The 12,905-nt window shown below is 61.1% G+C and carries 13 protein-coding genes and 2 tRNA genes; 8 read left to right on the forward strand and 7 right to left on the reverse strand.

Features of this window, described 5'->3' with window-relative positions; translation table 11 throughout:
• Window positions 1-13: 13 nt before the first annotated feature.
• Window positions 14-499, reverse strand: a complete 486-nt coding sequence (gene bkdR / locus ACTJJN_RS16525; RefSeq protein WP_003254485.1) for a Bkd operon transcriptional regulator BkdR — start codon at window positions 497-499, stop codon at window positions 14-16.
• A 198-nt stretch (window positions 500-697) separates the two neighbouring features.
• Here bkdR and ACTJJN_RS16530 point away from each other — a divergent pair, with 198 nt between their 5' ends.
• The 4 genes from ACTJJN_RS16530 to lpdA are packed head-to-tail and all read left to right on the forward strand — an operon-like array spanning window position 698 to window position 5,644.
• Window positions 698-1,930, forward strand: a complete 1,233-nt coding sequence (locus ACTJJN_RS16530; protein ID WP_003254486.1) for a 3-methyl-2-oxobutanoate dehydrogenase (2-methylpropanoyl-transferring) subunit alpha — start codon at window positions 698-700, stop codon at window positions 1,928-1,930.
• 1 nt (window position 1,931) lies between these two features.
• Entirely contained in the window at window positions 1,932-2,990 is a 1,059-nt protein-coding gene (locus ACTJJN_RS16535; protein ID WP_003254487.1) for an alpha-ketoacid dehydrogenase subunit beta, read from the forward strand.
• Window positions 2,991-4,262 carry a dihydrolipoamide acetyltransferase family protein gene (locus ACTJJN_RS16540; protein ID WP_010955112.1) on the forward strand — a complete coding sequence of 424 codons (1,272 nt, stop codon included), beginning with the start codon at window positions 2,991-2,993 and terminating at the stop codon, window positions 4,260-4,262.
• A gap of 2 nt (window positions 4,263-4,264) precedes the next feature.
• Window positions 4,265-5,644 (forward strand): dihydrolipoyl dehydrogenase, encoded by a 1,380-nt coding sequence (gene lpdA / locus ACTJJN_RS16545; protein ID WP_440781425.1) that lies wholly within the window; start codon window positions 4,265-4,267, stop codon window positions 5,642-5,644.
• Between the two features lie 272 nt (window positions 5,645-5,916).
• Here the strand turns inward: lpdA and ACTJJN_RS16550 are convergent, their stop codons facing one another.
• On the reverse strand, window positions 5,917-6,915 hold the full coding sequence (locus ACTJJN_RS16550) for a sensor domain-containing diguanylate cyclase (RefSeq protein WP_014755759.1): 999 nt from the start codon (window positions 6,913-6,915) through the stop codon (window positions 5,917-5,919).
• 215 nt (window positions 6,916-7,130) lie between these two features.
• Between ACTJJN_RS16550 and ACTJJN_RS16555 the strand changes: the two genes are divergently transcribed.
• Complete coding sequence (locus ACTJJN_RS16555) at window positions 7,131-7,658, forward strand: hypothetical protein (RefSeq protein WP_012051585.1); 528 nt, start codon at window positions 7,131-7,133, stop codon at window positions 7,656-7,658.
• 304 nt (window positions 7,659-7,962) lie between these two features.
• Window positions 7,963-9,345 carry an amino acid permease gene (locus tag ACTJJN_RS16560; protein WP_012051584.1) on the forward strand — a complete coding sequence of 461 codons (1,383 nt, stop codon included), beginning with the start codon at window positions 7,963-7,965 and terminating at the stop codon, window positions 9,343-9,345.
• Window positions 9,346-9,427: 82 nt separating this feature from the next.
• Here ACTJJN_RS16560 and ACTJJN_RS16565 read toward each other — a convergent pair.
• The 3 genes from ACTJJN_RS16565 to ACTJJN_RS16575 form a co-directional block, all read right to left on the reverse strand.
• A tRNA-Arg gene (locus ACTJJN_RS16565) sits at window positions 9,428-9,504 on the reverse strand.
• Window positions 9,505-9,615: 111 nt separating this feature from the next.
• On the reverse strand, window positions 9,616-10,209 hold the full coding sequence (phnN, locus tag ACTJJN_RS16570) for a phosphonate metabolism protein/1,5-bisphosphokinase (PRPP-forming) PhnN (protein ID WP_017148163.1): 594 nt from the start codon (window positions 10,207-10,209) through the stop codon (window positions 9,616-9,618).
• Between the two features lie 71 nt (window positions 10,210-10,280).
• The gene (locus ACTJJN_RS16575; RefSeq protein ID WP_014755754.1) at window positions 10,281-10,484 is read right to left on the reverse strand and encodes a hypothetical protein; all 204 of its coding nucleotides are present in this window, start codon (window positions 10,482-10,484) and stop codon (window positions 10,281-10,283) included.
• Between the two features lie 69 nt (window positions 10,485-10,553).
• Here ACTJJN_RS16575 and ACTJJN_RS16580 point away from each other — a divergent pair, with 69 nt between their 5' ends.
• Complete coding sequence (locus ACTJJN_RS16580) at window positions 10,554-10,880, forward strand: Arc family DNA-binding protein (RefSeq protein ID WP_003254499.1); 327 nt, start codon at window positions 10,554-10,556, stop codon at window positions 10,878-10,880.
• A gap of 106 nt (window positions 10,881-10,986) precedes the next feature.
• On the opposite strand, the gene mgtE is transcribed toward ACTJJN_RS16580, so the two are convergent.
• On the reverse strand, window positions 10,987-12,429 hold the full coding sequence (mgtE, locus tag ACTJJN_RS16585; protein ID WP_003254500.1) for a magnesium transporter: 1,443 nt from the start codon (window positions 12,427-12,429) through the stop codon (window positions 10,987-10,989).
• A 193-nt stretch (window positions 12,430-12,622) separates the two neighbouring features.
• Here mgtE and ACTJJN_RS16590 point away from each other — a divergent pair, with 193 nt between their 5' ends.
• The gene (locus tag ACTJJN_RS16590) at window positions 12,623-12,805 is read left to right on the forward strand and encodes a hypothetical protein (protein ID WP_127644222.1); all 183 of its coding nucleotides are present in this window, start codon (window positions 12,623-12,625) and stop codon (window positions 12,803-12,805) included.
• Between the two features lie 20 nt (window positions 12,806-12,825).
• On the opposite strand, the gene ACTJJN_RS16595 is transcribed toward ACTJJN_RS16590, so the two are convergent.
• Window positions 12,826-12,902: transfer RNA gene (locus ACTJJN_RS16595), tRNA-Arg, on the reverse strand.
• Window positions 12,903-12,905 lie beyond the last annotated feature (3 nt).

A 12,905-nucleotide genomic window follows, 5' to 3' on the forward strand; every position in this document is an offset into this window, starting at 1 on the left:
CCGGCACAGCCCCCTACTCCCGCAAGGTCATGCCATTGGCCGGCAACGGCAACGCCGTTTTGTAGCGCACCTGCTTCAGGGCAAAACTCGATCGAATATTGGCCACCCCCGGCAAGCGCGTCAGGTAATCGAGAAACCGCTCCAGCGCCTGGATGCTCGGCAGCAGCACCCGCAACAGGTAATCCGGGTCCCCGGTCATCAGGTAGCACTCCATCACCTCGGGCCGCTCGGCGATCTCTTCTTCAAACCGATGCAACGACTGCTCCACCTGTTTTTCCAGGCTGACATGGATAAACACATTCACATCCAGCCCCAGCACCTCAGGCGACAGCAAGGTCACCTGCTGGCGGATCACCCCCAGTTCTTCCATGGCCCGCACCCGGTTGAAACACGGCGTGGGCGACAGGTTCACCGAGCGTGCCAGCTCGGCATTGGTGATGCGGGCGTTCTCTTGCAGGCTGTTGAGAATGCCGATATCAGTACGATCGAGTTTGCGCATAAGACAAAATCACCGGTTTTTTGTGTTTATGCGGAATGTTTATCTGCCCCGCTCAGCAAAGGCAATCAACTTGAGAGAAAAATTCTCCTGCCGGCCCACTAAGATGTAGGTGACGCTGACTTACCAGTCACAAGCCGGTACTCAGCGGCGGCCGCTTCAGAGCTCACAAAAACAAATACCCGAGCGAGCGTAAAAAGCATGAACGAGTACGCCCCCCTGCGTTTGCATGTGCCCGAGCCCACCGGCCGGCCAGGCTGCCAGACCGATTTTTCCTACCTGCGCCTCAATGACGCAGGTCAAGCCCGTAAACCCGCGATCGATGTCGATGCTGCCGACACTGCCGACCTGTCCTACAGCCTGGTCCGCGTGCTTGACGAGCAAGGCGATGCGCAAGGCCCCTGGGCCGAAGACATCGACCCACAGATCCTTCGTCAAGGCATGCGCGCCATGCTCAAGACGCGGATCTTCGACAGCCGCATGGTGGTCGCCCAGCGCCAGAAGAAGATGTCCTTCTACATGCAAAGCCTGGGCGAAGAAGCCATCGGCAGTGGCCAGGCGCTGGCGCTGAACCGCACCGACATGTGCTTCCCGACCTACCGCCAGCAAAGCATCCTGATGGCCCGCGACGTATCGCTGGTCGAGATGATCTGCCAACTGCTGTCCAACGAGCGCGACCCCCTCAAGGGCCGCCAGTTGCCGATCATGTACTCGGTGCGCGAAGCCGGCTTCTTCACCATCAGCGGCAACCTGGCGACCCAGTTCGTGCAGGCAGTCGGCTGGGCCATGGCCTCGGCGATCAAGGGCGATACCAAGATTGCTTCGGCGTGGATCGGTGACGGAGCCACCGCCGAGTCGGACTTCCACACCGCCCTCACCTTTGCCCACGTTTACCGCGCCCCGGTGATCCTCAATGTGGTCAACAACCAGTGGGCGATTTCCACCTTCCAGGCCATCGCCGGTGGCGAGTCGACCACCTTCGCCGGCCGTGGCGTGGGTTGCGGTATTGCTTCGCTGCGGGTTGACGGCAACGACTTCGTCGCCGTGTACGCCGCCTCGCGCTGGGCTGCCGAACGCGCCCGCCGCGGCCTGGGCCCAAGCCTGATCGAGTGGGTCACCTACCGTGCCGGCCCGCACTCGACGTCGGACGACCCCTCCAAGTACCGCCCTGCCGATGACTGGAGCCACTTCCCGCTGGGTGACCCGATCGCCCGCCTGAAGCAGCACCTGATCAAGATCGGCCACTGGTCCGAAGAAGAACACCAGGCCGTCACGGCCGAGCTCGAAGCTGCGGTGATTGCCGCACAGAAAGAAGCCGAGCAGTACGGCACCCTGGCTAACGGGCACATCCCGAGCGCCGCCTCGATGTTCGAGGATGTGTACAAGGAGATGCCCGAACACCTGCGCCGTCAACGCCAGGAACTGGGGGTTTGAGATGAACGACCACAACAACAGCATCAACCCGGAAACCGCCATGGCCACCACTACCATGACCATGATCCAGGCCCTGCGCTCGGCCATGGATGTCATGCTTGAGCGCGACGACAATGTGGTGGTGTACGGCCAGGACGTCGGTTACTTCGGCGGCGTGTTCCGCTGCACCGAAGGCCTGCAGAACAAGTACGGCAAATCGCGCGTGTTCGACGCGCCCATCTCCGAGAGCGGCATCGTCGGTACCGCCGTGGGCATGGGTGCCTATGGCCTGCGCCCGGTGGTGGAGATCCAGTTCGCCGACTACTTCTACCCGGCCTCCGACCAGATCGTCTCCGAGCTGGCCCGCCTGCGTTACCGGTCGGCCGGCGAGTTCATTGCCCCGCTGACCCTGCGCATGCCTTGCGGCGGCGGCATCTATGGCGGCCAGACTCACAGCCAGAGCCCGGAAGCGATGTTCACCCAGGTCTGCGGCCTGCGCACCGTGATGCCGTCCAACCCTTATGACGCCAAAGGCCTGCTGATTGCCTCGATCGAATGCGACGACCCGGTAATCTTCCTGGAGCCCAAACGCCTGTACAACGGCCCGTTCGATGGCCACCACGACCGCCCTGTAACCCCGTGGTCGAAGCACCCGCACAGCGCCGTGCCCGACGGCTATTACACCGTACCGCTGGACAAGGCCGCCATTACCCGCCCTGGCAATGACGTGACCGTACTGACCTACGGCACCACGGTGTACGTGGCCCAGGTGGCCGCCGAAGAAAGCGGCGTCGATGCCGAAGTGATCGACCTGCGCAGCCTGTGGCCGCTGGACCTGGACACCATCGTCGAGTCGGTGAAAAAGACCGGCCGTTGCGTGGTGGTGCACGAGGCCACCCGCACCTGCGGCTTCGGTGCCGAGCTGGTGGCGCTGGTGCAGGAGCACTGCTTCCACCACCTGGAGGCGCCGATCGAGCGCGTCACCGGCTGGGACACCCCCTACCCTCACGCACAGGAATGGGCTTACTTCCCCGGCCCTTCGCGGGTAGGTGCGGCACTGAAAAAGGTCATGGAGGTCTGAATGGGCACGCATGTCATCAAGATGCCGGACATTGGCGAAGGCATCGCGCAGGTCGAGTTGGTGGAATGGTTCGTCAAGGTCGGCGACATCATCGCCGAGGACCAGGTGGTGGCCGACGTCATGACCGACAAGGCCACCGTGGAAATCCCCTCGCCGGTCAGCGGCAAGGTGTTGGCCCTGGGTGGCCAGCCCGGGGAAGTGATGGCGGTCGGTAGCGAACTGATCCGCATCGAAGTGGAAGGCAGCGGCAACCATGTGGACGTGCCTCAGCCAAAACCGGTAGAGGCCCCGGCCGCCCCGATTGCAGCCAAGCCGGAACCGCAGAAAGACGTAAAACCCGCCGTGTACCAGGCGCCCGCCAACCACGAAGCTGCGCCCATCGTGCCGCGCCAGCCGGGCGACAAGCCGCTGGCCTCGCCGGCCGTGCGCAAACGCGCCCTGGACGCCGGTATCGAACTGCGTTATGTGCATGGTAGCGGCCCGGCCGGGCGCATTCTGCACGAAGACCTCGACGCCTTCATGAGCAAGCCGCAAAGCAATGCCGGGCAAGCACCTGATGGTTATGCCAAGCGCACCGACAGCGAACAGGTGCCGGTGATCGGCCTGCGCCGCAAGATCGCCCAGCGCATGCAGGACGCCAAACGCCGGGTCGCGCACTTCAGTTATGTCGAGGAAATCGACGTCACCGCCCTGGAAGCCCTGCGCCAGCAACTCAACAGCAAGCACGGCGACAGCCGCGGCAAGCTGACCTTGCTGCCATTCCTGGTGCGCGCCCTCGTCGTGGCGCTGCGTGACTTCCCGCAGATCAACGCGACCTACGACGACGAAGCGCAGATCATCACCCGCCATGGCGCGGTGCATGTGGGCATTGCCACCCAAGGTGACAACGGCCTGATGGTGCCCGTGTTGCGCCACGCCGAAGCGGGCAGCCTGTGGGCCAATGCCGGCGAGATTTCGCGCCTGGCCAACGCTGCACGTAACAACAAGGCCAGCCGCGAGGAGCTGTCCGGTTCGACCATCACCCTGACCAGCCTCGGCGCCTTGGGTGGCATTGTCAGCACGCCGGTGGTCAACACCCCGGAAGTGGCAATCGTCGGGGTCAACCGCATGGTCGAACGGCCAGTGGTGATCGATGGCCAGATCGTCGTGCGCAAGATGATGAACCTGTCCAGCTCGTTCGACCATCGCGTGGTCGATGGCATGGACGCCGCCCTGTTCATCCAGGCCGTGCGTGGCCTGCTCGAACAACCCGCCTGCCTGTTCGTGGAGTGAGCATGCAACAGATTATCCAGACTACCCTGTTGATCATCGGCGGCGGCCCTGGCGGCTATGTAGCAGCCATCCGCGCCGGGCAACTGGGCATTCCTACCGTACTGGTGGAAGGCCAGGCACTGGGCGGCACCTGCCTGAACATCGGCTGCATCCCGTCCAAGGCGCTGATCCACGTGGCCGAGCAGTTTCACCAGGCCTCGCGCTTTACCGAACCCTCGCCGCTGGGCATCAGCGTGGCTTCGCCGCGCCTGGACATCGGCCAAAGCGTCACCTGGAAGGACGGCATTGTCGACCGTCTGACCACCGGTGTTGCCGCCCTGCTGAAAAAGCACGGGGTGAAAGTAGTGCATGGCTGGGCCAAGGTACTGGACGGCAAGCAGGTCGAGGTCGATGGCCAGCGTATCCAGTGCGAGCATCTGTTGCTGGCGACCGGTTCCAGCAGTGTCGAACTGCCGATGCTGCCGCTGGGTGGCCCGGTGATTTCCTCGACCGAAGCCCTGGCGCCGAAAGCCCTGCCGCAACACCTGATAGTGGTTGGCGGTGGCTATATCGGCCTGGAGCTGGGCATTGCCTATCGCAAGCTGGGTGCACAGGTGAGTGTGGTGGAAGCACGTGAGCGCATCCTGCCGACCTACGACAGCGAATTGACCGCCCCGGTGGCCGAGTCGCTGAAGAAACTGGGCATCGCGTTGCACCTGGGCCACAGCGTCGAGGGCTACGAAAATGGCTGCCTGCTGGCCAGCGACGGCAAGGGTGGGCAACTGCGCCTGGAGGCCGACCAGGTACTGGTGGCCGTGGGCCGCCGGCCACGCACCAAAGGCTTCAACCTGGAATGCCTGGACCTGAAGATGAACGGCGCCGCCATTGCCATCGACGAGCGCTGTCATACCAGCATGCACAACGTCTGGGCCATTGGCGACGTCGCTGGCGAACCGATGCTGGCGCACCGGGCCATGGCCCAGGGCGAGATGGTCGCCGAAATCATCGCCGGCAAGGCCCGACGCTTCGAGCCGGCAGCGATTGCCGCCGTGTGCTTTACCGACCCGGAAGTGGTGGTGGTCGGCAAGACCCCGGAACAAGCCAGCCAGCAGGGCCTGGACTGCATCGTCGCGCAGTTCCCGTTTGCCGCCAATGGCCGGGCCATGAGCCTGGAGTCGAAAAGCGGTTTCGTGCGGGTGGTGGCGCGCCGTGACAACCACCTGATCGTGGGTTGGCAGGCGGTTGGCGTGGCGGTCTCCGAGCTATCCACCGCGTTTGCCCAATCGCTGGAGATGGGCGCGTGCCTGGAAGATGTGGCCGGCACCATTCATGCCCACCCCACGTTGGGTGAAGCGGTGCAAGAAGCCGCCCTGCGCGCGTTGGGCCACGCCTTGCATATCTGACACTGAAGCGGCCGAGGCCGATTTGGCCCGCTGCGCCGAGAGGCGCTGCGGGTCTTTTTTCATTCAGGCCATCCAAGCCTCCAGAAAACAGCGCGCTCTTTGAGGGGCTAGTGTGGTGTTTTGCAAATACGGCCAATAAACCGCGAGCGTTTTTTGCGCTCAGGCAAGGCGTCGCGACGAGGCGTAGCCCAGCAACGGCGAGGAGCGACAACGCCGCATGAGCGCAAAAAGCGCCGCGAGTTATGGTCGTTATTTGTGAAACACCACACTAGCTACTCGGCAATTGCATTCTTGCCTGTACCCTTGGCCCTGTAGAGCGCCTTGTCGGCACGCGCCAGCAGCGCGTGCGGGTCCTCCCCTTCCAGCCATTGCACCACGCCATAACTCATGGTCAGCCGGCAATCACCCACCGGCTCCACCTGCTCCAGCACCTGGCGCAAGCGCGCCGCCACATCCAGCGCCTCCCCCAACGCGGTCTGCGGCAGCACGATGACGAACTCGTCGCCGCCCCAGCGCGCCAGCAGGTCCAGTTCGCGCAAGCAGGTGCGCAGGCTTTCGGCCACCCGAACCAGCGCCGCATCGCCACGGGCGTGACCGTAGCGGTCATTGATCGGTTTGAAATCATCCATGTCCATGGCGATCAGCGACAACGGCTGGCGGAAGCGCTGGGCGCGCTGGCACTCCCGCTGCAACGCGCTCTCCAGCCGGTAACGGTTGGCAACACGGGTCAACGCATCGCGTTCGGCCAATTCACGGTTTTCGTCCAGTTGCCGCTGCAACTGCTGATTCACCCAGGACAACTCACGGGTGCGTTCGGCCACCTGAAATTCCAGCGACTGGTTCTTCTGTTCCAGTTGTGTCACCAAGCGCTTGCCAGCGTCGATATTGCGATGCGCACCCAGCATGCGTGCCACGGAACCGTCCTCGTTATGCGCGATGACGTAGCCGCTGTCTTCGATCCAGATGTAGCTGCCGTCCTGACAACGGCAACGGTATTCAATGCGGTAGCGCTCGTTGCGCTGATTGATATAGGCCTCGAAATGGGCCATTACCCGGGGGTAGTCTTCGGGATGGATCACGCTTTCCCAGGTAAATACCGAGTTGGCCATGGAGTGACTGGCATAACCCAGCATGCTGTACCAGCCCGGGTTGCGATAAACGTAACCGGTATTGGCATTCCAGTCCCAGATGCCATCGCTGATCAAGTCGAACAAGGTGTGCAATTGCTGTTCACTGAAGCCGGCAGGTACCGGCCGGGTTTCTTGACTCATGGACGCTCTCCCTGATGCCCAGCAACTGCGCTCCGATCAAGGGGCTGCCGACAGTGGTGTTGATTGCCGCGAGCGGCAAGATGATGCCTATCACGGGCAAGCATATGCCCACCCGTGTGCAACCGAAATAGCGCCAACGCCCTGATTTCGACCGGCACAGCGCTGGCATGGCTTTTGCGCTGGGTACCTGCCAACGAGATTTCCAAGGAGGAAACATGATAATCGCCGCTAACGGCGTGAGCTGGCAGCCCACGCTCCATCAGCCTCGGTCCACCAGCGATGAGCAGGCAGTGGCCCAGATTGCGCCTGTCCGCACGCCAATATCCACCGCCAACACGGCGAGCCAACAGCAGAATGGAGGCAGCACCGCTCAGCAAAATGCAGAGGATGCTCGTGCAGAAGCCTTTGCCAAATTCAAGGTGATGCTGCAAAACCTGAGTTCTGCGACCACCGAGCCGGTCATCGGAGAACCTCTGCCGCCCAAGACTGCCCGGCAGGAATTTCACGACTTCATGTCCAAGTCGCCCGGCGAGATGATCAAGGAAAAACTGCTGCGTGAAATAGGCTTGACCGAAGAAGAGTACGACGCCCTGCCGCCCGAAATGAAAGCAAAGGTCGACGAGTTGATCGCCCAGCGCATGAAAGAAGACATCAAGCGCAAGATCGAGGAGAAAGCGCAAGAGCAGATCGCCAAAGCGGACGGCGGCCTGGATGAAGAGCAACAAGCGGCAAGCCCGATATGAAGCAGTGGAAGCGGCCGGTAAGGAGAGCGCCGCAGTTCGTCCAAGGCGCTTCAGCCTGACCGGTGTCCGGTGGCGTCGATGGTCAGGTGGTGCATGGCTTCGTCAACTGCACCGCTACCGGCGCCATCACCGGTCTCAGGAAAAATCGGCAGGATGTTGTGCAGAGAATTCGTTTGAGGTCCTTGGCCTTATTGTCCAGGGTGGCAGGCTGGTAGCTATTTGCCACGCGTGGACGCAGGCGCATGACGATGCCTGCGTAGGGGAACGATGTCGGATCCCCCCTAAAATAAGAGAGGACAAGGAAATGCAATCACACGGTTTGAAGCAAAGCCTCAAGCAGCGGCATATCACCATGATCGCGCTGGGTGGGGTGATCGGTGCAGGGCTGTTCATGGGCTCGGGCTCACTGATCGCATCGGCAGGGCCCGCGGCCATACTGTCGTATTTCATTGGTGGCCTGGTGGTCACCCTGGTCATGTTCATGCTGGGCGAAATGGCCTGCCGCAACCCGGATGCAGGGTCGTTCTCGACCTACGCCAACACCTACCTCGGGGACTGGGCAGGGTTTACGGTCGGCTGGCTGTACTGGTTCAAGTCGATGATGACCATCACCCTGGAAGCGGTACTGCTGGGCGCCATCCTGCATGACTTCCTACCCTGGCTGCCGATCTGGGCAGGTGCCTTCCTGATGCTGGTGACACTCATGGCCAGCAACGCCTACTCGGTGCGTTCGTTTGCCGAAGTCGAGTATTGGCTGGCCGCGATGAAGGTCGCCACCATCCTCATCTTCATGGTGCTGGGCGTCTCGATCCTGCTCGGCCTGCACAGTGAGATTCCCGCCCCCGGCCTGATCAACCTCACCGCCCATGACGGCTTCATGCCCAACGGCCTGTCACCGGTGATGGCCGGCGTTATCGTGGTGATTTTCTCCCTGGGCGGCAGCGAAATTGCCGCTGTGGCCGCGGGTGAGTCAGAGAACCCGCGACAGAACGTGATCCGCGCGATCAAGAGCGTGATCCTGCGGGTGATGCTGTTCTACGTAGGCTCTGTGTCGATCCTGATCCTTTGCCTGCCCTGGACCGACAAGGCCAACCTGGCCTCGCCCTATGTTTCGCTGTTCAGCCTGGCCGGGTTCGGTGGTGCTGCAGTGGCCATGAAACTGGTGCTGTTCGTCTCGTTCATGTCGGTGATGAACTCGTTCATGTTCTCCAACTCGCGCATGCTGTTCTCGCTGAGCCAGCGCGGTCACGCGCCCAAGCTGTTCTCACGCACCAGTGCCAAGGGCGTACCGATCAATGCACTGCTGCTGAGCCTGTCGATCTGCACGATGATCCTGACCGTACACTTTGTCAGTGGCGGCGACCTGTTCATGACCTTGGCCAAGAGTACCGGCAGCCTGGTCATGGTCGTATGGATCTTCATCATCATCGCCCACGTGGCGATGCGCAGGAAAACCCGCCACGAAGCGGTCGCCCCAAACGCCTTCCGTGCCTGGCTGTTCCCCTACACCAATATCATTGCGCTGTTCGCCTTGCTGGCAGTCATCGGCACCCAGGCGTTCGACCCGGCATCGCGTTTCCAATTCTGGTTCACGGTGCTGACGGTACTGCTGGTGGTGGCGGGGTACTTCCTGATGCGTCAGCGGCTGGCCCCAAGCGCGGCGTTATGCCACGAACGTGATGCATGACAGCGCTGGCCAAGCGCAGGTGCTGTCAACAGCAGCACGACGGCGACAAAGGCAACGGAGACAATAATGGGAATGACGAGAATGGCGTCCCAGGCAGGAATTGAACCTGCAACCTTCCCCTTAGGAGGGGGATGCTCTATCCAATTGAGCTACTGAGACGCTACGACCGGCAGCGAGCGCTGCACAGCGGGATGGCCAGCATGTTAACCAGCATGCTGGCGTTTGTCATGCCTCAACTGGGCTTTTTCGCGTAATCCTTTTCTGCGGCTGCTATCCCCGCGGTAGCACGCCCTGATGGCGAAGCAGCGAAACGAATGCGGCGACCGCCGCCTCCAGTGTGGAAGAATTATCCAGCACATGCACCGACGGGTCGGCTGCAGCTTGCAAGCGTGCGCTGCGCACCAGGCGCTGCTCCACTTCTTCTGCAGTTTCCCGGCCCCGGGCCAGCAAGCGCTGGCGCAGCACCTCAGGCTTGACCTTGACCAACACGGCCAACAAATCCGGGTAGCGCTGACGGGCTTCTGGCAGATAAGCCCGCGAGCCATTCACCAGCACTGCCCTCCCCGCCGCCAACCACTGGTCCACCTGCCGGGGTATGCCATAGTCAAGGCCATTGGCCCGCCAGTGTATGGCAAACGCACCCTGCGCACGCAAGGTCTCAAACTGCTCAGGCGTGACCCCTTGGGCAGCTTCGCCTTTGGCTTCGGCCGAACGGGTGATGACCCGGCGGGCAATTTCTACCCCGGCGAGGGCCAGTTGCTCACGCGAAGCGTCGATCAGGGAGTCTTTCCCGGAACCCGACGGCCCAACCAAAAATATCAACCGGCCCGTCCCTGATCGGCGGTCGCTTGCGTCATGTTGCATAGCCACTATGCTCTATGGAGAGAACCGGCGCATTCTAGGGCTTTTCTGGGCATTTTTCTGCGTTTTACCGATTATTGACGGCAAAAGACTGACGGCCAGGCTAGCCAGAGCATGTAAAACTTTTCAAACCAGTGCTCATTTCTGATAATTGGTACTGGCATAAAGCCTTTATCCGGCTCACTATTTGTCACATAATTGACGCCAAGCAAACGGCGACCATGAGGCAAGATGAGCATCCATTTTTCACTGGCGGTTGAACATTTTGTCGTCGCCACGGTCGTACTTCCATCCCGTGCGGCCAATTTGAGAACCGCTTCCCCTGAACCAAACTCTGGTCAATTTATATGCGCCCAATGAAACAGGCTATTTATTCGAGCCGCACCGCTGACAAGTTCGTCGTCCGCCTGCCAGACGGAATGCGTGAGCGCATTGCCGAGGTAGCGCGCAACCACCACCGCAGCATGAACTCCGAGATCATTGCACGCCTGGAGCAGAGCCTTATCCAGGAAGGTGCGCTGGGTGATGAACTGAGCATGCGCCTGGACAGCCCCGAGCTGTCCCTGCATGAGCGCGAGTTGCTGCAGCGTTTCCGCCAACTGTCCCACCGCCAGCAGAACGCCCTGGTCGCCCTCATCGCTCACGATGTGGAAATGGCCGCAGACGCTTCCTGAGGCCTGCAGCGAATACAAAAAAGCCAGCGTAAGCTGGCTTTTTTGTGGATGACTGATTGGCAGCAAAGGCATTTCCCTGCGGGACGCTCCCACAGGGAGGATCGGCTTACAACAGGAACAGCGTCGCCAGCCCCAGGAAGATGAAGAAACCACCGCTGTCGGTCACAGCAGTGATCATCACGCTCGCCCCCATCGCAGGGTCGCGCCCCAGGCGGGCCAATGTCATCGGGATCAGCACGCCCATCAGCGCTGCCAACAACAAGTTCAAGGTCATCGCTGCAGTCATCACCACCCCCAGCGACCAGCTGCCATACAGCCAGAAAGCCACCGCACCAATCACTCCGCCCCAAACCAGGCCGTTGATCAGCGACACCGCCAATTCCTTGCGCATCAAGCGGCTGGTATTGCCTGGCGACACTTGGTCCAGGGCCATGGCGCGGACGATCATGGTGATGGTCTGGTTACCAGAGTTGCCACCAATACCCGCAACGATCGGCATCAACGCAGCCAACGCCACCAGCTTTTCAATCGAACCTTCGAACAACCCGATCACTCGCGAAGCAACGAACGCGGTAATCAGGTTGATTGCCAGCCACGCCCAACGGTTGCGGAACGAACGCCAGACCGAGGCGAAAATATCTTCCTCTTCACGCAGACCCGCCATGTTGAGGACTTCGCTCTCGCTTTCCTCACGGATCAGGTCAACCATTTCGTCGATGGTCAGACGGCCGATCAGGCGTTCGCTCTTGTCCACCACCGGGGCGGATACCAGGTCATAACGCTCGAAAGCCTGCGCTGCATCGTAGGCATCTTCCTCGGGCTGGAAGGAGACAGGGTCGGTCGCCATGACCTCCGCCACCTTCTTCTCCGGGTCGTTGACCAGCAGGCGCTTGATCGGCAATACCCCCTTGAGGATGCCGTCGTAATCGACCACGAACAATTTGTCGGTGTGGTTCGGCAATTCTTTCAGGCGGCGCAGGTAGCGCAGCACCACTTCCAGGCTGACGTCTTCGCGGATGGTGACCATCTCGAAGTCCATCAGCGCACCGACCTGCTCCTCGTCGTAGCTCAGCGCCGAACGCACCCGCTCGCGTTGCTGGGCATCGAGGGTTTCCATCAGCTCGTGAACAACGTCACGCGGCAGCTCTGGGGCGAGGTCGGCCAGTTCGTCGGCGTCCATCTCCTTGGCGGCAGCCAGCAGCTCGTGATCGTCCATGTCGGCGATCAGCGATTGGCGAACCGAATCGGAAACTTCCAGCAGGATGTCGCCATCGCGCTCCGAGCGCACCAGCTGCCAGACCGTCAGGCGATCTTCCAGGGGCAAGGCTTCGAGGATGTAGGCGATGTCGGCGGGGTGCAGGTCATCGAGCTTGCGCTGCAGCTCGACGAGGTTCTGGCGGTGGACCAGGTTTTCCACCAGGTCATTGTGCGCGCCTTCCTGGCGATGGGTCAGGTCTTCGACCATGCGCTGACGCTGCAGCAGTTCAACCACCTGGGCCAGGCGATCCTGCAGGCTTTCTTGCGCTTTTTTAACTTCTACTTCGGTCATAGGCGAACTCCACTCCCAGCAGCGGAGCACGCCGAGGGAATCAATCGGTCAGATCTTTCTGTATGAATCGTGTTAACGAGTAACTACTGGGTAAGTCCATGGTGGTTTTCCACAAGCCCCGGCGGGGCTGACGGGCGCAATCATACACTGCTAAAGCTGTCAGATCGCTTAAATTTTTGGCCAGAACAATCGTTTGCGTGATAAAGCTGGGACAACGCTCGAAGCTATCAGTGCGACGGTTGTTGTGGATGAGAAAGCACATTTGATTTTTGAGGCCGCTCAGCGGCTCAAGACTACACCGCAATCATTACAGAAGAGCGTAGATCGACAGGCTCAAGAATTCATTGGCGCACAAACAAAAAGCCCGCTCTATTGAGCGGGCTTTTTGATGGGGTATGGCGGACTCAGCAGGATTCGAACCTGCGACCGCTCGGTTCGTAGCCGAGTACTCTATCCAGCTGAGCTATGAGTCCGTG

It is taken from the genome of Pseudomonas sp. 22515 (genome assembly GCF_052044625.1).
In the GTDB taxonomy this organism is placed as follows: Bacteria; Pseudomonadota; Gammaproteobacteria; order Pseudomonadales; family Pseudomonadaceae; genus Aquipseudomonas; species Aquipseudomonas alloputida.